17 protein-coding genes are annotated in these 22,649 nt (G+C 70.9%); 14 read left to right on the top strand and 3 right to left on the bottom strand.

The genetic code is table 11. The annotated features are described in order from the left end of the window. Positions 1 to 13: 13 nt before the first annotated feature. Positions 14 to 1,657 carry an AMP-binding protein gene (locus OG329_RS07855; protein WP_405793636.1) on the bottom strand — a complete coding sequence of 548 codons (1,644 nt, stop codon included), beginning with the start codon at positions 1,655 to 1,657 and terminating at the stop codon, positions 14 to 16. Positions 1,658 to 1,772: 115 nt separating this feature from the next. Between OG329_RS07855 and OG329_RS07850 the strand changes: the two genes are divergently transcribed. The 3 genes from OG329_RS07850 (at position 1,773) to OG329_RS07840 (ending at position 5,836) form a co-directional block, all read left to right on the top strand. After that, positions 1,773 to 2,906 carry an acyl-CoA dehydrogenase family protein gene (locus tag OG329_RS07850; RefSeq protein WP_405793634.1) on the top strand — a complete coding sequence of 378 codons (1,134 nt, stop codon included), beginning with the start codon at positions 1,773 to 1,775 and terminating at the stop codon, positions 2,904 to 2,906. Next, positions 2,903 to 3,307, top strand: coding sequence for a RidA family protein (locus OG329_RS07845; protein WP_405793632.1), 405 nt, complete (start codon positions 2,903 to 2,905; stop codon positions 3,305 to 3,307). The genes OG329_RS07850 and OG329_RS07845 overlap by 4 nt, the downstream gene beginning before the upstream one ends. 93 nt (positions 3,308 to 3,400) lie before the next feature. Beyond that, on the top strand, positions 3,401 to 5,836 hold the full coding sequence (locus OG329_RS07840; RefSeq protein WP_405793630.1) for a glycoside hydrolase family 2 protein: 2,436 nt from the start codon (positions 3,401 to 3,403) through the stop codon (positions 5,834 to 5,836). Between the two features lie 15 nt (positions 5,837 to 5,851). On the opposite strand, the gene OG329_RS07835 is transcribed toward OG329_RS07840, so the two are convergent. Beyond that, positions 5,852 to 6,247 (bottom strand): nitroreductase/quinone reductase family protein, encoded by a 396-nt coding sequence (locus OG329_RS07835; protein WP_405793628.1) that lies wholly within the window; start codon positions 6,245 to 6,247, stop codon positions 5,852 to 5,854. 93 nt (positions 6,248 to 6,340) lie between these two features. Between OG329_RS07835 and OG329_RS07830 the strand changes: the two genes are divergently transcribed. The 3 genes from OG329_RS07830 (at position 6,341) to OG329_RS07820 (ending at position 10,283) form a co-directional block, all read left to right on the top strand. Then, on the top strand, positions 6,341 to 7,807 hold the full coding sequence (locus OG329_RS07830) for an ABC transporter permease (RefSeq protein ID WP_405793626.1): 1,467 nt from the start codon (positions 6,341 to 6,343) through the stop codon (positions 7,805 to 7,807). Between the two features lie 100 nt (positions 7,808 to 7,907). Further along, complete coding sequence (locus tag OG329_RS07825; RefSeq protein ID WP_405793624.1) at positions 7,908 to 8,588, top strand: ABC transporter ATP-binding protein; 681 nt, start codon at positions 7,908 to 7,910, stop codon at positions 8,586 to 8,588. A gap of 213 nt (positions 8,589 to 8,801) precedes the next feature. Beyond that, entirely contained in the window at positions 8,802 to 10,283 is a 1,482-nt protein-coding gene (locus OG329_RS07820; protein ID WP_405793623.1) for an MFS transporter, read from the top strand. A 21-nt stretch (positions 10,284 to 10,304) separates the two neighbouring features. Here the strand turns inward: OG329_RS07820 and OG329_RS07815 are convergent, their stop codons facing one another. Then, positions 10,305 to 11,447 carry a mandelate racemase/muconate lactonizing enzyme family protein gene (locus OG329_RS07815; RefSeq protein ID WP_405793622.1) on the bottom strand — a complete coding sequence of 381 codons (1,143 nt, stop codon included), beginning with the start codon at positions 11,445 to 11,447 and terminating at the stop codon, positions 10,305 to 10,307. Positions 11,448 to 11,671: 224 nt separating this feature from the next. On the opposite strand from OG329_RS07815, the gene OG329_RS07810 reads away from it, so the two are divergent. The 8 genes from OG329_RS07810 (at position 11,672) to OG329_RS07775 (ending at position 22,595) form a co-directional block, all read left to right on the top strand. Beyond that, entirely contained in the window at positions 11,672 to 12,679 is a 1,008-nt protein-coding gene (locus OG329_RS07810; protein WP_405793621.1) for a LacI family DNA-binding transcriptional regulator, read from the top strand. A gap of 46 nt (positions 12,680 to 12,725) precedes the next feature. Further along, entirely contained in the window at positions 12,726 to 14,123 is a 1,398-nt protein-coding gene (locus tag OG329_RS07805; RefSeq protein WP_405793619.1) for an ABC transporter substrate-binding protein, read from the top strand. 10 nt (positions 14,124 to 14,133) lie between these two features. Then, a complete protein-coding gene (locus OG329_RS07800; RefSeq protein WP_405793617.1) occupies positions 14,134 to 15,111 on the top strand; it encodes a carbohydrate ABC transporter permease in 978 nt (325 codons plus the stop codon). After that, a complete protein-coding gene (locus tag OG329_RS07795) occupies positions 15,108 to 16,022 on the top strand; it encodes a carbohydrate ABC transporter permease (RefSeq protein WP_405793616.1) in 915 nt (304 codons plus the stop codon). Before OG329_RS07800 ends, OG329_RS07795 begins: the two co-directional genes overlap by 4 nt. 70 nt (positions 16,023 to 16,092) lie before the next feature. Then, positions 16,093 to 18,384: a hypothetical protein gene (locus OG329_RS07790; protein ID WP_405793614.1), complete on the top strand. Its 2,292-nt coding sequence runs from the start codon at positions 16,093 to 16,095 to the stop codon at positions 18,382 to 18,384. A gap of 3 nt (positions 18,385 to 18,387) precedes the next feature. Continuing rightward, on the top strand, positions 18,388 to 20,619 hold the full coding sequence (locus OG329_RS07785; protein ID WP_405793613.1) for an FAD-dependent oxidoreductase: 2,232 nt from the start codon (positions 18,388 to 18,390) through the stop codon (positions 20,617 to 20,619). 2 nt (positions 20,620 to 20,621) lie between these two features. After that, positions 20,622 to 21,479: an NAD-dependent epimerase/dehydratase family protein gene (locus tag OG329_RS07780; RefSeq protein WP_405793612.1), complete on the top strand. Its 858-nt coding sequence runs from the start codon at positions 20,622 to 20,624 to the stop codon at positions 21,477 to 21,479. Between the two features lie 138 nt (positions 21,480 to 21,617). Further along, positions 21,618 to 22,595: an acetylxylan esterase gene (locus OG329_RS07775; protein WP_405793611.1), complete on the top strand. Its 978-nt coding sequence runs from the start codon at positions 21,618 to 21,620 to the stop codon at positions 22,593 to 22,595. The last annotated feature ends 54 nt before the right edge of the window (positions 22,596 to 22,649 follow it).

The raw sequence follows: 22,649 nt of genomic DNA, 5'->3' as shown, positions 1-22,649 counted from the left end.
CCCTGTGCGGTGCTCAGACCTCCGGCCGCAGGCGGAATCGCTGGAGTTTGCCCGTCGGGGTGCGGGGGAGCGCGTCCAGGAACTCGAAGACGCGCGGGCATTTGTACGGCACCAGTTGCGACGTGACGAAGGCGCGCAGCAGCTCCCTCGTCCCCTCGTCTGGCCGCACCCCCGCCCGCAGGACGACGTACGCCGCCACGATCTGGCCCCGCAACTCGTCGGGGTGCCCCACGACCGCCGCCTCCGTCACATCCGGATGCGCCAGCAGTGCCTCCTCGACCTGCGGCCCCGCGATGTTGTACCCCGCCGAGATGATCATGTCGTCCGCGCGTGCGACATAGCGGAAGTAGCCGTCCGGCTCCCGCACATAGGTGTCGCCGGTGAGATTCCAGCCGTCGTGTACGTAGACCGACTGGCGCGGATCGCGGAGATAGCGGCAGCCCACCGGGCCGCGTACGGCCAGCAGCCCCGGCTCCCCGTCGGGCAGCGGATCGCCGGACCCGTCCACCACGCGCGCCTGCCAGCCGGGCACCGGCACACCCGTCGTGCCGGGCCGGGCCGCCTCGTCGGCCGCCGAGATGAAGATGTGCAGCAGTTCCGTCGCGCCGATGCCGTTGATGACGCGGACACCGGTCCGCTCGTACCAGTCCTGCCAGGTGGCGGCCGGCAGATTCTCCCCGGCCGACACACAGCGGCGCAGACCGGAGATGTCGTACGCGGTCCCGCCGGTCGCGTTCAGCTCGTTGAGCATCACCCGGTACGCGGTCGGCGCCGTGAACAGCACCGACACCCCGCGCTCGGCCACGGCCGCCAACAACTGCCTGGGGCCCGCCTGTTCGAGCAGCAGCGTCGACGCGCCCACCCGCATCGGGAAGATCACCAGACCGCCGAGCCCGAAGGTGAAACCGAGCGGCGGGCTGCCGGCGAACACGTCGTCGGGCTCCGGGCGCAGCACGTGGCGCGAGAACGTGTCGGCGATGGCGAGCACATCGCGGTGGAAGTGCATGCACCCTTTGGGCCGCCCCGTGGTCCCCGACGTGAACGCGATGAGCGCGACGTCGTCGGCCGCCGTCTCCACCGCCTCGTACCGCTTCGGCATCCCCTGCGCCCGCCGCAGCAGATCGTCCGGCGCGTCCCCTCCGTACGTCACGACGCGCAGCCCCGGCACCTGGGCCTTCACCAGGTCGTCCACCGATCTGATGTCACACAGCGCGTGGCTGACCCGCGCGATCTCGCACATCGTGGCCAGCTCGCGCGCCCGCTGCTGCGCGAGCACCGTCACCGCCACCGCGCCCGCCTTCAGTACGGCGAGCCAGCACGCGGCCAGCCAGGGCGTGGTCGGTCCGCGCAGCAGGACCCGGTTGCCCGGCACCACGCCCATCTCGGAGGTCAGGACGTGCGCGATCCGGTCCACGTGGGTGCGCAGTTGTCCGTAGGACCAGCTCTCGCCCGACGGGAGGTGGAAGACGGGGCGGTCGGCGCCGAGGCGGTCCACCGTGCGGTCGAGCAGTTCGGCGGCGCAGTTGAGCCGGTCGGGTCCGCGCAGTCCGGGCGGGTCGAAGACCAGCTCCGGCCACTGCTCGGCCGGCGGCAGATGGTCGCGCGGAAAAGTGTCGCGGTGCGCCGAGGGTGTGAGAACCGCCGGTGTCAGCTCCATCGTTCGCCCCCTCGTGGGGTGGCTTGGTGGCCTTGTGCATCGAGCGTATCGTGTAGGTGACGACAGTCAACAGTCCGCGATAGACGTGACAGGTGCGATCAAGTAAAGGCCCCCAATGCCCGTATTCTCGCTCGATCCGGCACAAAAGTCCTGGTGCGACGAGCTGCGCGTCGTCGCCGTCAACCAACTGCGCCCCCTCGCCGGGAAAGGCGAGCCGGGCCGGATCAACCGCCCGCTCGTCGCCGCCCTCGGCGAGCTGGGGCTGCTCGACCGCATGCTCGGCGCGGGGGCGCTCGATCTGTGTCTGCTGCGCGAGTCCCTGGCCCACGGCTGTACGGAGGCCGAGACCGCGCTCGCCCTCCAGGGGCTCGGAAGCTACCCGGTCGTCCAGGCCGGTTCGGAGGAGCAACGGGCGCGCTGGCTGCCCGAGGTGGCGGCGGGCCGCGCCGTGGCCGCCTTCGCGCTGAGCGAGCCGGGCGCCGGATCCGACGCGGCGGCGCTCGCGCTCGGCGCCGTACCGGAAAAGGGCGCGGACAACGGAGCGGACGGCCCCGGCTGGCTGCTCACCGGCGAGAAGCGCTGGATCTCCAACGCGCCCGAGGCCGACTTCTACACCGTCTTCGCCCGTACGACCCCCGGCGCCGGCGCGCGCGGCGTCACCGCGTTCCTCGTCCCCGCCGACCGGCCCGGACTCACCGGCTCACCGATCGAGATGCTGTCCCCGCACCCCATCGGCGCCCTGGCCTTCGACTCCGTACGCGTGAGCACCGCCGACGTCCTCGGCGAGGTGGACCAGGGCTTCCGCGTCGCCATGAACACCCTCAACCTCTTCCGCCCGAGCGTCGGCGCCTTCGCCGTGGGCATGGCGGGCGCCGCCCTCGAAGCGACACTCACCCACACCGCCGCCCGCACCGCGTTCGGCGGCCCGCTCAAGGACCTCCAGTCCGTCGCGCACCAGGTGGCCGAGATGGCGACGCGTACGGAGGCGGCCCGGCTGCTGGTGTACGCGGCGGCCGAGGCGTACGACCGGGGCGCGCCGGACGTGCCGCGCCGCTCCGCGATGGCGAAGCTGTTCGCGACGGAGACCGCGCAGTACGTGGTCGACGCCGCCGTCCAACTGCACGGTGCCCGCGCCCTGCAACGCGGTCACCTGCTGGAACACCTCTACCGGGAGGTCCGCGCGCCGCGCATCTACGAAGGCGCCACCGAGGTCCAACGCACCATCATCGCCAAGGAGTTGTACGGATGAGCCTGGAGCGGACCAACCCCGCCGAACTCGCCCCGCCCAGCGGCTTCTCCCACGCGGTCAGTGTGAGCGCGACGGACGGCCGGCTGGTCTTCCTGGCCGGCCAGACCGCGCTCGACCCGACGGGCGCGGTGGTGGGGGAGACCCTGGTCGAGCAGTTCGAGACGGCCCTCGGCAATCTCCTCACCGCGCTGGCCGCGACGGGCGGCACCCCGGCCGACCTCGCGCGCGTCACGATCTACGCCACCGACGTCGCGGACTACCGCGCGCACGCCGCCGAACTGGGCCGGGTCTGGAAGCGCCTCGCGGGCCGCGAGTACCCGGCGATGGCGCTGATCGGCGCGGTCAGACTCTGGGACGAGAGCGCGCTGGTGGAGCTGGACGGCATCGCGATGGTGCGCTGAACGGCGGTGCGTCCCGCGGAAATATGCTTGACCGGTCCATGGGCCGACAGGCCCGGCGCCCAGCGGTACGCCGTTCGAGATCGGAGCATCCGCATGAAGGACGTCACCCCCCTGACCGAGGGCTGGACGCTGCGCCACGAGCGGACCGACATACCGGCGACGGTCCCCGGCTGTGTCCACACCGATCTGCTCGCCGCCGGGGTCATCGAGGACCCGTTCCTGTCCCGGAACGAGACGGCGGTGGCCTGGGTGGGCCGTACCGACTGGCGTTACGACACCGTGCTCGGCGCCCGCGACACCGCGCACGAGCGCACCGACCTCGTCTTCGACGGACTCGACACCGTCGCCGCGATCAGCGTGGGCGGCGAACGCGTCGGCAACACCCGCAACATGCACCGGAGTTACCGCTTCGACGTCACGGACCGACTGGACCCGGCCGCCGGTACGCCGCTGCGCGTGGAGTTCACCTCCGCCTATACGGAGGCCGAGGCCGTACGCGCGCTGGTGGGGGAGCGGCCCAACGCCTACCCCGAGCCGTTCCAGTACATCCGCAAGATGGCCTGCTCGTTCGGCTGGGACTGGGGCCCGACCCTCGTCACCGCCGGTATGTGGAAGGCCGTCCGGCTGGAGCACTGGTCCACGGCCCGGCTCGCCACCGTCCGCCCGCTCGTGACCGTCGACGCCGACGGATCGACCGGCCGCGCCGAGCTGCGCGTCGACGTCGAGCGCACCACGGGAGGGGTCCTCACCGCCCGCGCCCGCGTCGGCGACCACACCGCGTCCGTCGACTTCGACACCGAGCGCACCACCCTCACCGTCGAGGTCCCCGACGCCGCCCTGTGGTGGCCCCGAGGCTACGGCGAACAGCCCCTGTACGAAGCCGAGTTGGAGCTGCTGGACGCCGCCGGCGCGGTCCTCGACCGGTGGCGGCGCCGGCTCGGATTCCGTACCGTCACCCTCGACACCGGCGCCGACGCGCACGGCACCGCGTTCACCCTGGAGGTCAACGCCGAGCCGGTCTTCGCGCGCGGCGTCAACTGGATCCCCGACGACGTCTTCCCCTCCCGTATCACCCCCGACCGCTACCGCACCCGCCTCACCCAGGCCGCCGACGCGGGCGTCAATCTCGTACGGGTCTGGGGCGGCGGCCTCTACGAGAGCGACGACTTCTACGACATCTGCGACGAACTCGGCCTCATGGTCTGGCAGGACTTCCTCTTCGCCTGCGCCGCCTATCCCGAGGAGCAGCCGCTGCGCTCCGAGATCGAGGCCGAGGCCCGCGAGAACGTCACCCGCCTCATGCCGCACGCCTCCCTCGTCCTGTGGAACGGCAACAACGAGAACCTGTGGGGCTTCCGAGACTGGGGCTGGGAGCCCGCGCTCGACGGCGACTCCTGGGGCGAGGGCTACTACCTGGGCCTGCTGCCGCGCGTCGTCGCCGAGACCGACCCCACCCGGCCCTACTGGGCGGGCAGCCCCTGGTCGGGCAGTTGGGACCAGCACCCCAACGACCCCGCGCACGGCACCGCGCACTCCTGGGACGTGTGGAACCGCGACGACTACACGCACTACCTCGACACCGTCCCCCGCTTCGTCGCCGAGTTCGGCTGGCAGGCACCGCCCGCCCACGCCACGCTGCGGCGCGCGCTGCCGGGAGAGGAGCTGTCCGCCACGTCGCCCGGCATGCTCCACCACCAGAAGGCGTACGACGGCAACGGCAAACTGGAGCGCGGCCTCGCCCACCACTTCGCCCTGCCCGACGCCGGGCCGGCCGGCTTCGACCGCTGGCACTACCTCACCCAGCTCAACCAGGCACGCGCCATCGCCACCGGCATCGAACACTGGCGCTCCCACTGGCCGGTGTGCGCGGGCACCGTCCTGTGGCAGCTCAACGACTGCTGGCCGGTGACCTCCTGGGCCGCCGTCGACGGCGACGGACGCCTCAAGCCGCTCTACTTCGCGCTGCGCCGGGTGTACGCGGACCGGCTGCTCTCCGTCCGGACACGCGACGGTAGTCCCACCCTGGTCGCCGACAACCAGTCCGCGACGCCCTGGGAGGCGGACGTACGGCTGCGCCGTATGGCCGCCGACGGCCGGACCCTCGCCGAGACGACGGTGACCGCGCGCGCCGGAGCACGCTCGGTCGCGCTCGCGGCCGTGCCCGACGAACTGCTGCCGGCCGTGCCCGACGCCGGTTCCGCGGACGAGTTCCTGGTCGCCGACGCGGGAGAGCTGCGGGCGCTGCACTTTCCCGTACGCGACCGGGAGTTCGCCTTTCCGGCCCCGCGCTACGAGGTGCGGACCGTGCGCCGTGACGGTGCGGTGGACGTCGTCGTCACCGCCGGGACGCTCCTGCGCGACCTGCTGCTCCAGGCCGACCGGCTCGCGCCCACGGCCGTCGCCGACCAGGGCCCGCTGACGCTGCTGCCCGGCGAGAGCGCCACCATCCGGGTACGCGGCTGGGACGGTGACGGCGCAGACTCGCCCGCCCTCGTCCGCGCCGCGCTGTTCATGGTGGAGCCCGCGTGAACGTGTTCCGCCATGTCAGTCGGCCAGATCCACCCGCACCGTCAGCAGGTTCGTGCCCATCAAACGGACCATCGCGCTGTTGCCGGCCGGCAGGGTCTTCAGCCGCGCGCGGGCGTCGTCCTGCGGCATCGGGTGGGCCGTCCCGGAGTGCCAGGTGCCCTTGACGCGGACCCGGACCTTCGGGTCGGCCAGGATGTTCCGTACGTAGTGCGACGTGTCGCCGTACTCCGACACCAGCCAGAACTCGCTGCCGACCAGACTCCCGCCGACCGGCGTCCGCCGGGGCAGTTTGGAGGTACGGCCCGTGGTCTCCAGCAGGATCTGCCCCGGCATCCGGGTCGACAGCGGATTGACGATGTGCCGCTGGAACGTGGTGACGACCCGGTGCTTGATCTCGTGGTAACGCGACATCCCTGACTCTTCCTTTCGCTGTGCTGACGCCTTCTCATCCTTCTCTTATCTTGCTCATACGCTGTCATCACGCGCCGTGCATATTTTCACGCCATGTTCTTCACCTACCTCCGGCGCGAACTGCGCCGCCGCCGCAAGGCGGCGCTCGTCGTCGCCTCGGGGCTCGCACTCGGTATCGCGCTGGTCATTGTCGTCAACTCCGTCTCCTCGGGCATGCAACAGGCCCAGGGGAAGGTCCTGGAGTCGCTGTACGGGCTCGGCACGGACATGACCGTCACCAAGGCCGCCCCGCCCGCTGACGAGGGGGGCCGGGAACGGCCCCGCTTCAACTTCGACGCGGAGGACGGTGACGAGGCGCAGAGCAGCGACATCGTCATGCCGCAGGGTTTCGAGACCCTCGCCTCCAGCACCGTCGACAAGGTCGCCGACCAGTCCGGTGTGGCGAACGCCGCGGGCGGACTCAGCCTGTCGGTCGTCAAGGTCGACGGGGAGTTCAAGCCCGGCCAGTTCGAGCCGAAGGAGGGCGGCGCGACCGGCGGTGGCGGCGGCGGTGGCGGTGGCGGCGGTGCCCCGGAGGGTGAAGTACGCGGCGGCGGCGCCGAGTTCGACGTCAACTCCTACACGGTGTACGGCACCGACACCGCCCAGCAGGACCTCGGCCCGCTGACCTCATCCAAGATCACCGACGGACGCACGTTCAAGACCACCGAGACCGACGCCAAGGTGGTCATCGCCGACTCCGCCTACGCGAAGGAGAAGAAGTACGAGGTCGGCGACGAAGTCACCATCAAGGGAACGAAGTTCGAGGTCGTCGGCATCGCCACCGCCGACAGCGGCGACGCGGCGGCCAATCTCTACGTACCGCTGAAGCAGGCGCAGACCCTGTCCGACTCCAAGGACAAGGTCACCACGGTCTACGTCCAGGCCGACGACTCGCAGCAGATCGACGCCGTCAAGTCGGACATCCAGAAGAACATCTCGGGCACCACCGTCACCACCTCCGCCGACCTCGCCGACACGGTCTCCGGCTCCCTGTCCACGGCGTCCGACCTCGCCACCAACGTCGGCAAGTGGCTGTCCATCGCCGTCCTCATCGCCGCGTTCGTCGTCGCGGGACTGCTCACCGTGTCGGCCGTCAGCCGCCGCGTCCAGGAGTTCGGCACGCTCAAGGCCCTCGGCTGGAAAAGCGGGCGCGTCACCCGGCAGGTCGTCGGTGAGGCGATGGTCAACGGTCTGGTCGGCGGCGCGCTCGGTATCGCCGTCGGCGTGGCCGGCGCCTACGTACTGACCGCGGTCAGCCCCTCCCTGACCGCCCAACTCGGCGCTGCGGCCAGTGGCCCCGGCGGTGGCGGCGGTGGCGGCGGTATGGCCCGGATGGCCGGTGGCGGCGGGCAGACGGCCGACAAGGCCATCGAGATCGCGCTCACCGCGCCCATCTCCGCCGCCACGATCGCCCTGGCGGTCGGCCTCGCGGTGACGGGCGGCCTGATCGCCGGCGCCTTCGGCGGCTGGCGCGCCTCCCGCCTGCGTCCGGCCGACGCGCTGCGCCGGGTCGAGTAGCGCCCGGGGGCGCGCCGCCGTGGACCACCGCGTCGACCACGCGTGGCGCGCCCCGTGAACCACCCCGTACTCATCGCAGCAGCAGCCCAGGAGTCCCACCATGTATGAACTCAGCGGCGTCACCAAGCAGTACCGCAGAGGCAAGGACACCGTCCACGCGCTCGCCGGGGTCGATCTGACCATCGGCGAGGGCGACCGGCTCGTCATCAAGGGCCCCACCGGCGGCGGCAAGTCCACCCTGCTCCAGATGCTCGGCGGCCTCGACCGGCCCACCGCCGGCAGCGTCAAGCTCGACGGCACCGACCTCGCCAGTCTCGGCGAGGCGAAGCTCACCGCCGTACGCGGCCGGTCCATCGGCTTCGTCTTCCAGAGCTTCAACCTCATCCCCACCCTGTCCGCGCAGGAGAACGTCGAGACGGCGCTCGTACCGCTCGGCACCAAGGCCAAGGAGCGCCGCGACCGCGCCGCCGAGGCCCTGCGCTCCGTCGGGCTGGGGGAACGCCTCAACCATGTGCCCTCCGAGATGTCCGGCGGGCAGCAGCAGCGCGTCGCCATCGCGCGGGCTCTCGTCAAACGGCCGAAGGTGCTGCTGGCCGACGAACCCACCGGCAATCTCGACGAGTCCATGCGCGACGAGATCATGGACCTGCTCGAAGGGCTCTGGAAGGAGCACGGGCTGACCTTCGTGATGGTCACCCACGACAGCTCCATCGCCCGCCGCGCGACCCGCCTCGCCACCATCAGGGCCGGGAAGATCACCATCACCGAACGCGCCCAGTAGGGCGGCAGCGGGGGAAGCGGGGCCCGGCCGACGCCGACACGGCCGGGTCGGGGGAGTGGGCGTGGGGGTGGGAGTGGGCGTGCGGGGGAGCGCGGGGGCGGCGCGGGCGTGTCAGGGCGAGGCGGGGGGCGTACGACCGTACGCTGAGCCGGTTCGCGGGCCCGTCCCCACCCGGGCTCCGCCCGTCCCCCCACGTCGGCCCCGGAGAAGTTCTTGCGGTCCAGCTCATCTCTGACCCATCTGTTCACCCGCCTTCCGCTGGCCGGAAGCTATCCGGCCGCCGTCGCTCTGGCGCTGCTCGCGCTGAGCCCGTATCTGATCCTCACCACCGCCACGCTCCTGGCGGAGCCGCAGATCATGCGGGGCATCGGGGCCACCGCGTACGAACTCCAGCTCACCAGCGGCATGTCGAACGCGGCGTACGCCTTCGGTGCCGTCCTGTGCGCCGATCTCGTCCAGCGGGTGGCACGGCGCCGGGTCTATCTCGTCTGCGAGAGCGGATTCGTGCTGAGTTCGGTACTGGCGCTCAGCGCGCAGAACATCGGCATGTTCGCCGCCGGGGTGGTGCTCCAGGGCCTGTTCACCGGCATGCTGCTGGTCGCCGCGCTGCCGCCGCTGATCACCGGACATCCCATCGGCAAGCTTCAGACGACCGCCGCCGTCGTCAGTCTCGGGCTGTTCGGGATGGTGGCCTTCGGGCCGCTGGTGGGCGGGCTCGTCGGCTCCCTCGGCGGCTGGCGGCCCCTGTTCGCGGGCATCGGCACCCTCGCGCTGATCGGACTGATCATCGGCTCGCTGACCTTCGAGGGCAACGCCCCGCCGGACCGCCGCGCGAAGTTCGACTGGACCGCGATCCCGCTCGCCCTCGGCACCACGGCGCTGCCGTTCTTCGGTGTCTCGTGGCTGACGCGCGGTTCGTTCGGCGATCCCGAGTTCTATCTGCCGGTCGCCGCCGGGCTGGTCTGCGGTGTCTTCCTGGTGGGCGGCCAGTACCGCAAGGCCCGCCCGCTGATGCCGGTGCGCCCCATCAGCAACACCCTGCCGGTCGTCGGCACGCTCAACGCGATGCTCGTCGGGGCGTGTTTCACCACCCTGCTGGAGCTGACCGAGGTCTATCTCACCGACGAGGCGCGCTACTCTCCGCTGCGGATCGGGGCGCTCGTCACCCCCCAGATCCTCGGCGTCCTCATCGCCAGCCTGCTGTTCCGCCGGCTGATGTCGACCCGCTGGACGCCGTTTCTGGCTCTGGGCGGCACCGTCAGTGTGGCTGTCGGTGCCGCCGTCCTGCTGGCCGCCTCGACGTCGAGCGCGACGGTGGCCGTCCCCGTCGCCGCGTTCTTCCTGGGCTTCGGCGCGGGCGCGGGCGTGACGCCCGGACTCTTCCTGGCCGGCTTCTCCGTCCCCGCCTCGCAGATCGGTCCGACGTTCGCCCTGGTCGAACTGTTGCGCTCGGAGGCGGCGTTCCTGATCGGTCCCGTCCTGCTGCACTTCGCGCTCGACCAGGGGCTCGCCGACGGATTCCACGTCGCGGTGGGGGTCACCATGGGGATCGCCGTGCTCGGCGGTCTGAGCCTGGTGGTGCTCTACCTCCTGGGCGGCGCCCGCCCGCACGCACCGGACCTGGAGCCCTGGCTCGCGGGTACGTCGACGGCGTACCACTCACCGGCGCTGCTGGCGGCGGTCCGCAAGCACTGACCGCCATGTCACCTTCCGCTTCTACCAGTTGGTGAACGCGCCGTCCGCGGTGCGCAGATGGGGCCGCTCGGCGGCCGTGGCCTGGTACTTGCGCGCCTCCTCGCGGTCGATGACGACCCCGATCCCGGGCACCTCGCTGAGTTCGACACGGCCGGGGACCACGGTCGGCCGTTCGACGAACAGGGCGGCTGTCGCCGGTTCCGGGTCGGTCTGGTGCTCCTGGACGGCCACGTTCGGGCACGCGAGATTGAGCTGGAGCGACGAGGCGGCGGTCACCGGGCCGAGCGGATTGTGCGTGGCGAGCTTGATGTGGTGCGTCTCCGCCATGGCCGCGATCTTCCTGGCCTCGGTGAGCCCGGCCGCGACTCCTACGTCGACCCGCGCGTAATCGATCAGATCGCCCTCGATGAGAGCCCTGAACTCCCATTTGGAGCCGTACTGTTCACCCGCCGCCAGCGGTACGCCGGTACGGGCCCGGAGCATGCGGTAGCTCTCCGGGTTCTCGCTGCGCAGCGGATCCTCCACGAAGTACGGGCGGGCCGCCTCGATCTCCCGGCACAGGGTCAGCGCCTCCGGCGGATCCAGCCGGGTGTGCACATCGAGGATCAGCTCCACCTCGTCGCCGACGGTGTCCCGTACCTGATGGAAGAGTTCGACCGAGTCCCGCAGACAGCGCCGGGCGTCGAGCACCCCGTCCGCCGTGTGCGGCGCGGCGAAGCGCAGATGGCGCCAGCCGTCCCGTACGAGAGCGCGGCAGTGGTCCAGGAACCGGTCACGGTCGTGGTAGCCGTCGCCGACATGCGTGTACGCCGGGACGTGGTCCCGCACCCGGCCGCCCAGCAGTTCGTGGACCGGGACGCCCAGCGCCTTGCCCCGGATGTCCCACAGCGCGACGTCCACCGCGGCGATGGCGGCGCCGACGATCCGGTCCGAGGGGAAGAAGCCGCGGCGCGACATCACCTGCCACAGATGCTCGATACGCCGCGGATCCTCGCCGACGACCAGATCGGCGAGATGGTCGAGCGCGCCGGCGACCGCCTTCTGCCGGGACCGGATGCCCACTTCGCCCAGACCGTGGATGCCCTCGTCGGTGTCGACCGCGACCAGCATCATGCTGTCTCCGTGGTCGGGGAGAGTCAGCACTTCCAGGCCGGTGATCTTCATGTCACTCCTCGATGAGAACGTTCCCGCAAACTCCACAACATCGCGGGACTGAATCATCAACGGCACCGGAGCGCTCGCGCAAGGCCCCTGCGGGCAGGGGATTTCCAGGGGATTTTCCTTGCCGCAACACTCTTGACACCGTCCGGGAACGTTCGCAAGGATCCACCGCATCCAGCCGAGACGGCTGGAGACGCGAGGGGTAAGCGAACTCAAGGAGGCCGTCCGTGCCAGTCACGATCCGGGAGGTGGCGAGCGCCGCCGGCGTCTCCGTCTCGACGGTGTCCCGCGCGTTCACCGCACCCGACCAGGTGCAGCCGAAGACCCGTCAGCGCATCCTCGACGCCGCGGCCAAGCTCGGTTACGCGCCCAATCCGGCGGCCCGCAGCCTGCGCGGGGTCGGCACCGGAACCCTCGGGCTGATCATCCCGGACATCGCCAACCCCTTCTTCCCGCCCATCGTGAAGGCGATGCAGGCCCGTGCCCGACGACTCGGGCACACGGTGCTGGTCGCCGACAGCGACGAGCGCGAGGCCGACGAGCTGGAGACGATCGCGGCCGTGTCGAAGCGCGTCGACGGGCTCGTCCTCTGGGCCTCCACACTGCCCGAGGCCCGGCTGCTCGAACTCGCCGAACAGATGCCGCTCGTCGTGGTGAACCGCCATGTGCCGGGCATCGCCGAGGTACACATCTCGCTGTCGGCCGGAATCGCGCAGGCCGTCGAGCATCTGCGCGCCTACGGCCACCGGCGCTGTGTGTTCGTCAACGCCTCGCGCGCCGAACTCAGCCGTGGCAAGTCCATCCACGAGTCCTTCGAGGCGCTGGACCTGTCCCTGGTCGAACTCGGCCCGTACGAGCCGAGGTTCGAGACCGGCGTGCACGCGGCGACCCTCGTCGCCGCGCACGGGGCCACGGCGGTCCTCGCCCACAACGACCTGGTCGCCCTCGGTGTGCTGCACCAGATGGCGAACCTCGGCGTGTCCGTCCCCGGCGACGTCAGCGTCATCGGTATCGACGACACACAGCTCGCCTCCGTCTCCACCCCCAGCCTCACCACCATCAGGATCGATCCGGTGGAGGTCGCCACCCGGGCCACCGATCTGCTCATCGAGACGATCGCGGGCGGCGCGGGCGGCGCGGCTTCCGTACCCGTACCTGAACCCGTGGAGATCGGCTCACGGCTGATCCCGCGCGCCTCGACGGGCCCCGCGCCCGCGTCCGCCACCTCCCGCTGAACCCACGACAGTCCGGCACCCCCCGCACCAACGCACCATGTCCACCATGCCCCTTGGAGTCGATATGTGCCGTATCTCCCGCCGCGCAGCATGGCTCGGCTGCATAGCCGTGACCCTGGCCCTCACGGGCTGCTCCGCCGTCACCCCGAGCAAGGCCGGCTCCGGCGGCGACCTCGTGCTCCGCGTCCAGGGCATGCCGCCGGCCACCGACAAACCCGCCCTCGCCCTGTTCAAGAAGCAGGTGGCCGACTTCGAGAAGGCCAACCCCGGCATCGAGGTCAAGGGCTCCACCACGGTCTTCGACCCGCTGACGTTCGCCGCCAAGCTCTCCGGCGGCAACGTCGAGGACGTCATCAGGGTGCCGCTCACCGAACCGCCCCGGCTCATCCAGCAGGGCCAGGTGCAGCCCATCACCGGGCAGCTCCAGGAGTGGGACCACTTCGCCGAGTTCAACCCGCAGATCCTCAAGCCGCTGAGCGATGCCGACGGCGAGGTCTACGGCGTGCCGCAGAACCCGTACGCCCAGGGCCTCGTCTACAACCGCGACCTCTTCGAGAAGGCCGGTCTCGATCCCGACAAGCCGCCCACCACCTGGCAGGAGGTACGCACCGCCGCCAAGGCGATCAGCGACCGCACCGGAAAGGCCGGCTTCGTCCACGAGTCCAAGGACAACCAGGGCGGCTGGCAGCTCACCATGCTGTCGTACGCCTTCGGTGGCGAACTCCAGCGCCAGGACGGCGACACCTACGTCGCCGACTTCACCGGCGAGCCGACCAAGAAGGCGCTGAACCTGCTCAAGGACATGCGCTGGAAGGACGACTCGCTCGGCAAGAACCTGCTCAACAACCAGAACGACGTCATCCGGCAGTTCGCGGCCGGCCAGATCGGGATGTTCATGGGCAGCCCCGGCACCTACCGGCTCGCCGCCACCCAGTTCGGCATGGAGGACACCGGCGCCTTCGGAGCCGCACCCATGCCGCAGTCGGGCGGCGACGCCACACTCACCGGCGGCGACATCTACCTCGTCCCCGAATCGACCGACAAGAAGCACGCCGAAGCGGCCGTCAAGTGGCTGACCTTCGCCTACGCCGAACCGCAGTACAGCACCGACGCCGCCGCGCGGCAGGCCAAGGCGCTCGCCGCCGACCCCAAGTCCGCGGTGGGCGTGCCCACCCTGCCGGTCTTCGACGCCGAACGGCAGACGGCGATCGACGCCGCGATCAAGCCGTACGTGAATGTGGAGCTGGACCACTTCCGGCCCTACACCGAGGGGCTGTCGTCGCTCGAACTCAAGCCGGAACCGCCCTACCAGGCACAGACGCTCTACACCGCCCTCGATCCGGTCGTGCAGGCGGTCCTCACCGAGCGGGACGCCGACGTCGACACCCTGCTGGCGGACGCCGAGAAGGACGTCAACGCCAAGCTCGCCGCGGACCAGAAGTAGCTGCTGTCCCATGAGCCTGCTCAGCCCCTCCCGGCACACCCCCGCCTCACCCGGAAAATCTCCCTCGCGAGGCACCGGCCGCACCGGCCGCAAGAACGGCGGACCGGCCGGCCGGCGCGCGGTAGCCGTCCGCAAGCAGTTCACGGCGTGGCTGTTCCTCGTCCCCACCCTGATCGTCTTCGGGCTGTTCGCCTGGTGGCCGATCGTGCGCAGCCTGCTGCTCGGCTTCCAGCGCACCAATCTCGTCGACCCCGCCGTCTGGGTCGGCCTCGACAACTTCCGCGCCCTGTTCGACGATCCGCTGCTGGCCACCGCCGTGGGCAACACCCTGCTCTTCGTGGGCCTCGCCATGGTGATCGGCTTCCCCGCGCCCCTCGTACTGGCCGCCGTGGTCAGCACGGTGCGGCGCGGTGCCGGGATCTACCGCTTCCTCGTCTATCTCCCGGTCGTCATCCCGCCGGTCGTCGCGATCCTGCTGTGGAAATGGTTCTACGACCCGGGCAGCGGCCTGTTCAACAGCGCCCTCGGCACGATCGGCCTCGGCCCCTTCTCCTGGCTCGAATCGCCCGACACCGCGATGCTGTCGCTCGTCCTGGAAGCCACCTGGGCCGGCATGGGCGGCGCCGTGCTGATCTACCTCGCCGCGATGGCCGGGATCCCGGCGGAGCTGTACGAGGCCGCCGAGGTCGACGGCGCCAGTGTTTGGCGGCGGATCTGGCATGTCATGCTGCCCCAACTGCGCCCCGTCATCGGGCTGTTGCTGCTGGTGCAGCTCATCGGCACCATCCAGGTCTTCACCGAGCCGTACATCTTCACCGGGGGCGGACCGCAGAACGCCACCCTCACCGTGCTGCTGCTGATCTTCCGTTACGCCTTCCAGGACGGCGAGTACGGCCAGGCAGCCGCCCTCTCCTTCCTGATGGTGCTCGCCCTCGCCCTGCTGTCCGCGGTCTATCTGCGGGTCACCCGCGGCTGGAGCACGTCATGACCTCCGCCACCACCTCCGCCACGACCTCCGCCACCACCTCCGCCACCACCTTTGTCTCCGTCCACGACCGGCAGCGCCCCGGCGTCCGGGCCGCCGTCCGCTCCATCCAGGCGCTCACCCTCGTCCTGCTGCTGCTCATCGGCGTCGGCCCGCTGTACTGGATGGTCAAGGGCGCCGTGTCGCCGCCCACCGAGCTGACGACGCGGCCGCTCGCCCTGTGGCCGGACCGGCCGCTCCTGGACAACTTCGCCACCGCCTACACCGATCTGAGCGTCGGCCACTATCTGATGAACACCCTGCTGGTGGTGGGCGGTTCATGGGCGGTGCAACTCTTCATCTCCGCCACCGCCGGGTTCGCGCTCTCCGTCCTGCGGCCCAAGTTCGGCAAGGTCGTCTACGGGGCGATCCTGGCCACGATGTTCGTCCCGTACACGGTGAACATGGTCAGCCTCTTCATGACCGTGATCGACGTGCCGTTCCTCCATCTCAACCTCGGTGACACTTACTGGGCGATCTGGCTGCCCGCCGGCACCAACGCCTTCACGGTGCTGCTCGCCAAACAGTTCTTCGACGCCCTGCCCCGCGAACTCTTCGACGCGGCGCGCGTCGACGGCGTCAGCACCCGCCAACTGCTCACGAAGATCGTGCTGCCGATGAGCCGGCCGGTGCTCGCCGTGATCAGCCTGCTGGCGGTCATGCACAGTTGGAAGGACTTCATCTGGCCGCTGGTCGCCCTCACGGACCCCGAGAAGCAGCCGATCAGTGTCGCACTCGCCCAACTCGCCACGCAGGCGCCGCAGGACCAGCTCATCGCCGCGATGGTGATGGCCGTCGCGCCGCCGGTCATCGTCTTCGCCGTCTGCCAGAAGTACATCGTCGCCGGCCTCGGCTTCACCGGCGTCAAGGGCTGAGACCGGCCCCCCGGTTCTTCCCCGTACCTACCTCGCACCTTCCTCTCAGGGACAAGAGAAAGGCTCCGCCATGTCAGTAGCCCGCCGTAGATTCCTCCAGAGCACGGCCCTCGCCACGGGCGCCGCACTGCTGCCCGCCACCACCGCCCACGCCGCCGACCCGCTCACCCTCACCGCCGAGGGCATCACCCTCATCGGCAAGAGCGACGGCAGCGTCCTCGTCCAGGACGGCGCCGGCACCGACCGCGTCCTGCTCACCCACTTCATGATCAAGGACAGTGCGCTGGGCCAGCAGCGCACCTTCGGCGGCACCCCGAAGGCGATCACGCTGCCCGACGGCCGGCCCGGCCTGGAGATCACCTACACCCTCGGCAGCGGCGCCCCCGGCGTCACCGTGACCGGCACCTTCGGCGTCACCCCGCACAAGGCCCAGCTGACCTGGCGGACCGGCGGCTCCGGCACCCTCACACCCTCCGGCTTCATGTTCGCCAGGACGCTGTACGGGACGAGCGCGCCCCAGTCGTACGAAGCGCTGACCGTGTGGAACCGCGACGCGCGCGGCGGTATCCCGTACGAGACGAACGCGGGCGGCGCCTACACCGAGACCTGGCCGGACAGCAAGGGCTTCTTCTGCCTCGACAGCACCAACCCCGCCTACACCAACGCCACCTGGATCCACGCCCCCGGCACCGCCACCGGCACGACCACAGCCGTCACCGAGGCCGACCTCGTGCTCGGCGACCTGCGCCCGCGCGCCGCGGGCACCGTCGCGGCCGGCCGCGCCCTGGGCGTGGAGGTCTGGACCGACCAGCCCTTCAACCTCTACAAGGCCGCCGGACAGACCATGACCCTCAAGTCACAGGTGGTCAACGGCGGTACGGCCGCGAAGGCCGTCACCCTCACCTGGTGGGCGCGCGACTACGCGGGCACCAAAATCGCCGGCGGCACACTCTCCAAGACCCTGGCCGCCGGCGCCGCCTGGGACGCCGCCCTCACCGTGACCTCCCCGTCCCAGGGCATCGTCTTCACCGAGGTCGAGGCCGTCGCGGGCACCGACAAGGCACTGGCCCGCACCAACCTCACCGTGCTGCCCGACTTCACCTACCGCGCCGGCACCGAGTCCATGTTCGGCATCGCCAACTACCCCTGGCTGCTCAAGCCGGGCAAGGACGCCGTACTCGGCCTGCTCAAGACCCTGGGCGTCAAGTGGATCCGTATCGCCTACGCAGGTGCCCCCGGCATCGACACCGCCACCCTCGACGCGCACGGCATCGCGCACAACGTCGAACTCAGCGGCATCCCCGTCGGCGGCACCCCCCAGCAGATCGCCGACTGGGCCGACACCAATGTCGCCAAGGCGATCGACGCCAAGGCGCTCTACTTCGAGGTGAGCAACGAGGTCAACCAGCCCTGGATGTCGGGCCGGGGCGCCGACGTCTACGTACGCGACGGACTGCGCCAGGTCACCGACCGGCTGACCGCCGCGGCGTCGCCCATGAAGGTCATGAACGCGGGCCTCGGCGGTATGGACTACATCTGGACGGAGAACTTCCACGCCGCCGGCGGCTGGGACCTCATCGACGCCTTCGCCTTCCACCCCGGCCGGGGCAACTTCACCCCCGACTACGCCCCGCCGCCCTCCGAATGGACCCAGGGCTCCGCCGGCTCGTACTGGAACTTCCTCGGCGCGCTCCGCAAGGCCCGCCAGGTCGTCGACACCTACGGCGGGAACAAGGAACTCTGGCTCACCGAGGCGTACGCCTCCACCAAGCCCAACGCCTGGTGGACCGACACCTACCGCAACGCGGCCGAGAACACCCTGCTCACCCTTGCCCTCGCCAAGTCCGAGGGGGTCACGGGCGTCAACTGGTACCAACTCCACGACTCCACCATCCACCACCCGCAGGAGGCCGACCCGGCCAACGTCGAGTACCACTTCGGACTGATGAACCGCGACACCAGCGCGAAGCCCTCGCTGCTCGCCTTCGCCACCGCCGCCCGCGTCCTGGACCGTGCCGGCTTCGTCCGCCATCTCGCCTTCGCCGACCCGGACATCAAGGGCCTGCTGTTCACCACCCCCGAAGGCCCCGTGTCGATCCTGTGGAGCCGCAAGGACGGCTACGTGCTCAACGCCGACCACGGCACGGACTCCTGGTACGCCTCGCCCGAGCCCTGGACCGACCGCTGGACCACCAAGAGCGACGTCGTCGCCCACTCCGGCACGGTCAGCGGCACCGTGCGCGAGCTGAACTGCATCGGCCAGGAACGTACCCTCACCGCGGCGGGCGGCAAGGTCACGCTGCGCCTCGACGGCGCGCCGCGCGTCTACTACGGACTCGCCGCCAACCCCGACTGGAAGTAGCCCATGAGAAACGAGACCGCGCGCTACGACATCACCGTGGTCGGCGGCGGCCTGGCCGGGACCTGCGCGGCCATCGCCGCGGCCCGGCTGGGGCGCACCGTCGCCCTGGTCAACAACAGGCCCGTCCTCGGCGGCAACTCCAGCAGCGAGGTACGCGTCTGGGTGTGCGGCGCCACCGGACACGGCAAGAACCACCACGCCCGCGAGGGCGGCATCATGGGCGAGCTGTTCGTCGAGAACCAGTACCGCAACGCCGAGGGCAACCCGTACTACTGGGACACCGTGATCCTGGACGCCGTACGCGCCGAGCCCAACATCGCGCTCTACCTCAACACCGACGTCCGCGAGGTCGACGCGCACGGACCGGCGGACGAGCGGAAGCTGACCGCCGTCACCGGCTGGATGATGGGCTCCGAGCGGCGGATCCGCTTCGAGAGCGACCTCTTCCTCGACTGCACCGGCGACGGTCTGATCGGCCATCTCGCCGGCGCCCACCACCGCATCGGACGGGAGTCGCGCGAGGAGTACGGCGAGCCGTGGGCCCCCGAGGCCGCCGACGACATCTCGCTGGGCTCCACCCTCCTCTTCTACACCAAGGACGCCGGACACCCCGTCCGCTACGTGCCGCCGGACTTCGCCAAGGACATCACCAAGACCTCCATCCCCGAACGCCGCATCATCAAGGCCGGTGACAACGGCTGCGCGTACTGGTGGATCGAGTTCGGCGGCGAACTCGACACCGTGCACGACAACGAGCGCATCCGCGACGAACTGTGGTCGGTCATCTACGGAATCTGGGACCACATCAAGAACTCCGGCGACTTCGACGCCGACACCATGACCCTGGAGTGGGTGGGCTCCGTCCCCGGCAAGCGCGAATACCGGCGCTTCGTCGGCGACTACGTGCTGAACCAGGCCGACATCCTCGGCCAGACACCGTTCGACGATCGCGTCGCCTTCGGCGGCTGGTCCATCGACCTGCATCCACCGCAGGGCATGTACGCCACCGAGGCGGCGGCCAAACAGCGCTACGCGGACGGGATCTACCACATCCCCTACCGGAGCCTGTACTCGGCGAACACCTCCAACCTGCTCTTCGCGGGACGCGACATCTCCGCCAGCCATGTCGCGTTCGGCTCCACCCGCGTCATGGCCACCTGCGCCACGATCGGCCAGGCCGCCGGGACGGCCGCCGCCCTGTGCGCCCGACACGGCGTCACGCCACGCGCGTTGGACATCGGTGAGCTGCAACGCACCCTGCTGCGCGAGGACGCCTCCGTCATCGGCCTCGCCTCCACCGACCCCGACGACCTCGCCCGGCGCGCCACCGTCACCGCCCGCTCCACCCTCACCCGACTCGCCGTCGAAACACCGCACGAGCGCTGGCCGCTGGCGGCCGACGCCGGGATCGTCCTGCCCGTGGACCCGGGGCTCACCGGCCTCCAACTGCTCGTGGACGCCGCGCGGGACACCGATCTGACCGTCGAGCTGTACGACCCGGAGCTGGGCCAGAACTACGTACCGCGCCGGCTCGTCGACTCCGTCACCGTCCCGGTCACCGCCGGCGCCGGACAGTGGATCGACACCCGCCTCACCTGGTCGCCCGACACCCCGCGCAACGCCTTCCTCGTCGTACGGGCCAACGCCGACCTGACCCTCCACCGCACCGACACACCGACCCCCGGCGTCCTCTGCTTCACCCGCGTGCCCCTGCGGCCCCAGGACGAGACACCGCAGCCCCTGCGCGAATGGACGGACACCGGTCTGCTGCGCAGAACCTTCTGTCTGCGTACGGGAGCGACGGACGCCTTCGCCCCCGCCAAGGCCGTCGACGGCTACGCCCGCCCGTACGCCGGACCGCACATGTGGGTCTCCGAACCCCTCGGCGCCTCCGAGGAGACCTGGCTGGAGCTGGCCTGGCCCGAACCGGTCACCCTGAGCCGTATCGACCTGCTCACGGACGACGACGTCAACGAGGATCTGATCAACCTGCACCACCACAGAACCCCGTTCGACACGCTGCCCACGCTGCTGCGCGACTACCGCGTCGAGGGCCGCCGGGGCGACGGCCCCTGGCAGCTCCTCGCCACCGTCTCCGACAACCGGCGCCGTCGCCGTATCCACACCTTCGATGAGCCGGTGACCGTGTCGGCGGCGAGAATCGTGGTCGGGGCGACCAACGGCGCGCGGTCCGCGCACATCGTGGCCGTCCGCGCCTACGGACCGGAGGACTGAGCGTGCCGACGACGGTCATGGTCACCGGCGCCGCCGGACGGATCGGACGCGCGGTGCTCACCCTGCTCGCCGAGCGGGGCATCGAGACCAACGCCCTCGTCCTGTCGGACCCCGGTGACCTCACCGCGCGCCTGGTGGTCACCGGGGACGCCGGCGACGCGGAGGTGGTACGGGCCGCACTCGACGGCGCCGACGCGGTCATCCACCTCGCCGCCATCCCCACCCCGCAGCACCACACGGGGCGGGAGGTCTTCGCCGCCAACACCCTGGCCACGTACACCGTGCTGGAGGAGGCCGGGCGGGCCGGAATCCGCCGTACCGCGCTCGCCAGCTCCTACGGAGTCACCGGCCTGCCCTGGACGGACGACCCGGACCCGCACCCCGCGTATCTCCCGCTGGACGAGGCGACGCCGCCCCAAGTGGCGGACGCCTACGGCCTGTCCAAGCAGACCGACGAACTGACCGCCCGCATGATGGCGCGCCGCCACACCATGAGCGTGATCTGTCTGCGCTACCCGTTCGTCGGCGGCTTCGACGAACGGCTGCGGGCCCACGCCGCCCGGATCACCGCGGATCCCGCCGCCGGGGCGCGCGAACTGTGGACATACCTGGAGACGCGCGACGCGGCGCGGGCCGCGCTGCTCGCGCTCGACGTACCCGGGCCGGGGGCCCACGCCGTCCATCTGTGCGCGCCCGAGACCCTGGTGCCGTACCCGACGGCGGAACTCCTGCGCCGCTACCACCCCGACACCCCTCTGCGCCGCTCCCTGCCCGGACGCACCGCGCCCGTGGACACCACGGCCGCGCGGCGGTTGCTCGGCTTCACCGCGCGCCATCTGCTGAGCCCGTCCGGCGGCTGAGCCCGTCCGGCGACTGAGGACGAACCGGCCGGACGAACCGGCCACCGGCCAGACGAACCGGCCACCGGCCAGACGAACCGGCCACCGGACGGACCCGGCCACCGGACGGACCCGGTGAACACTTCCACGGAGAATCGCATGACCCTGTTCGACCTGCCGCTGGACCGGCTCACCGACTACCGCCCGGAGCGGGACGAGCCCGCCGACTTCGACAGCTTCTGGCGGCGGACGCTGGACGAGACCGCCGCCCGGCCGCTCGACCCCGTCCACCGGCCGTACGACGCGGCGCTCACCACCGTGACCGCGTACGACACCGAGTTCACCGGCTACGGCGGCGACCGCGTGCACGCCTGGCTGCTGATCCCGGCCGGGATTCCCGCCCCGATGCCGTGCGTGGTCCACTTCCTCGGCTACGGCGCGGGCCGCGGCTTCCCGCACGACCATCTCGTCTGGCCCGCCGCGGGCCGGGCGGCGCTCGTGATGGACACGCGCGGCCAGGGCGCCACCAATCCGCGCAGCGCCGGGGCGACCGGGGACCCGCACGGCACCGCCGCCCCACAGGCATCCGGGTTCGTCACCCGAGGCATCCTCGACCCCGCCGAGTACTACTACCGGCGGGTCTTCACCGACGCGGTGCGCGCGGTCGACGCGGCGGCGGCACACCCGGCCGTCGACGGGCGGCGGATCGTCGTCCACGGCGCCAGCCAGGGCGGCGCCGTCGCCCAGGCGACGGCGGCGCTGCGGCCCGGACTCGAGGCGGCCATGATCGACGTCCCGTTCCTCACCCATGTCCGCCGGGCCGTGGACATCACCGACCAGGACCCCTACCAGGAGGTCGTACGCTTCCTCGCCACCCAGCGCGTCCCGGAGACGGTCTTCCGTACGCTCTCCTACTTCGACGGCCTCAACTTCGCCGCCCGCGCCACCGTCCCCGCGCTGTACTCCGTGGCCCTGCGGGACACGGTCTGCCCGCCCTCGACGGTCATGGCCGCGTACCACCACTGGGCGGGCGAGAAGCAGCTCACGGTCTACCCGTGGAACGGCCACGAGGGCGGCGCGGGCCGCCAACGCGATGTGCAACTGCGCTACCTGCGGTCGCCGGCCGACAGACTCTAGGAACGTGCGGATCTTGCCGACATGCGAGGGTCCGGTGCGCGCCGGATAGTGGAG

The sequence above is a fragment of the Streptomyces sp. NBC_01506 genome (genome assembly GCF_045040295.1).
Taxonomy (GTDB): Bacteria; Actinomycetota; Actinomycetes; order Streptomycetales; family Streptomycetaceae; genus Streptomyces.
Note: the sequence above shows the minus strand (reverse complement) of the source record. Positions and strands in the feature narration are given on the sequence as shown.

Coding starts and splice junctions, on each gene's coding strand:
- OG329_RS07795 (WP_405793616.1), top strand. CDS start 15,108: ATGACCTCCGCCACCACCTCCGCCACGACCTCCGCCACCACCTCCGCC.
- OG329_RS07840 (WP_405793630.1), top strand. CDS start 3,401: ATGAAGGACGTCACCCCCCTGACCGAGGGCTGGACGCTGCGCCACGAG.
- OG329_RS07825 (WP_405793624.1), top strand. CDS start 7,908: ATGTATGAACTCAGCGGCGTCACCAAGCAGTACCGCAGAGGCAAGGAC.
- OG329_RS07835 (WP_405793628.1), bottom strand. CDS start 6,247: ATGTCGCGTTACCACGAGATCAAGCACCGGGTCGTCACCACGTTCCAG.
- OG329_RS07855 (WP_405793636.1), bottom strand. CDS start 1,657: ATGGAGCTGACACCGGCGGTTCTCACACCCTCGGCGCACCGCGACACT.
- OG329_RS07775 (WP_405793611.1), top strand. CDS start 21,618: ATGACCCTGTTCGACCTGCCGCTGGACCGGCTCACCGACTACCGCCCG.
- OG329_RS07800 (WP_405793617.1), top strand. CDS start 14,134: ATGAGCCTGCTCAGCCCCTCCCGGCACACCCCCGCCTCACCCGGAAAA.
- OG329_RS07805 (WP_405793619.1), top strand. CDS start 12,726: ATGCCCCTTGGAGTCGATATGTGCCGTATCTCCCGCCGCGCAGCATGG.
- OG329_RS07815 (WP_405793622.1), bottom strand. CDS start 11,447: ATGAAGATCACCGGCCTGGAAGTGCTGACTCTCCCCGACCACGGAGAC.
- OG329_RS07845 (WP_405793632.1), top strand. CDS start 2,903: ATGAGCCTGGAGCGGACCAACCCCGCCGAACTCGCCCCGCCCAGCGGC.
- OG329_RS07850 (WP_405793634.1), top strand. CDS start 1,773: ATGCCCGTATTCTCGCTCGATCCGGCACAAAAGTCCTGGTGCGACGAG.
- OG329_RS07790 (WP_405793614.1), top strand. CDS start 16,093: ATGTCAGTAGCCCGCCGTAGATTCCTCCAGAGCACGGCCCTCGCCACG.
- OG329_RS07785 (WP_405793613.1), top strand. CDS start 18,388: ATGAGAAACGAGACCGCGCGCTACGACATCACCGTGGTCGGCGGCGGC.
- OG329_RS07830 (WP_405793626.1), top strand. CDS start 6,341: ATGTTCTTCACCTACCTCCGGCGCGAACTGCGCCGCCGCCGCAAGGCG.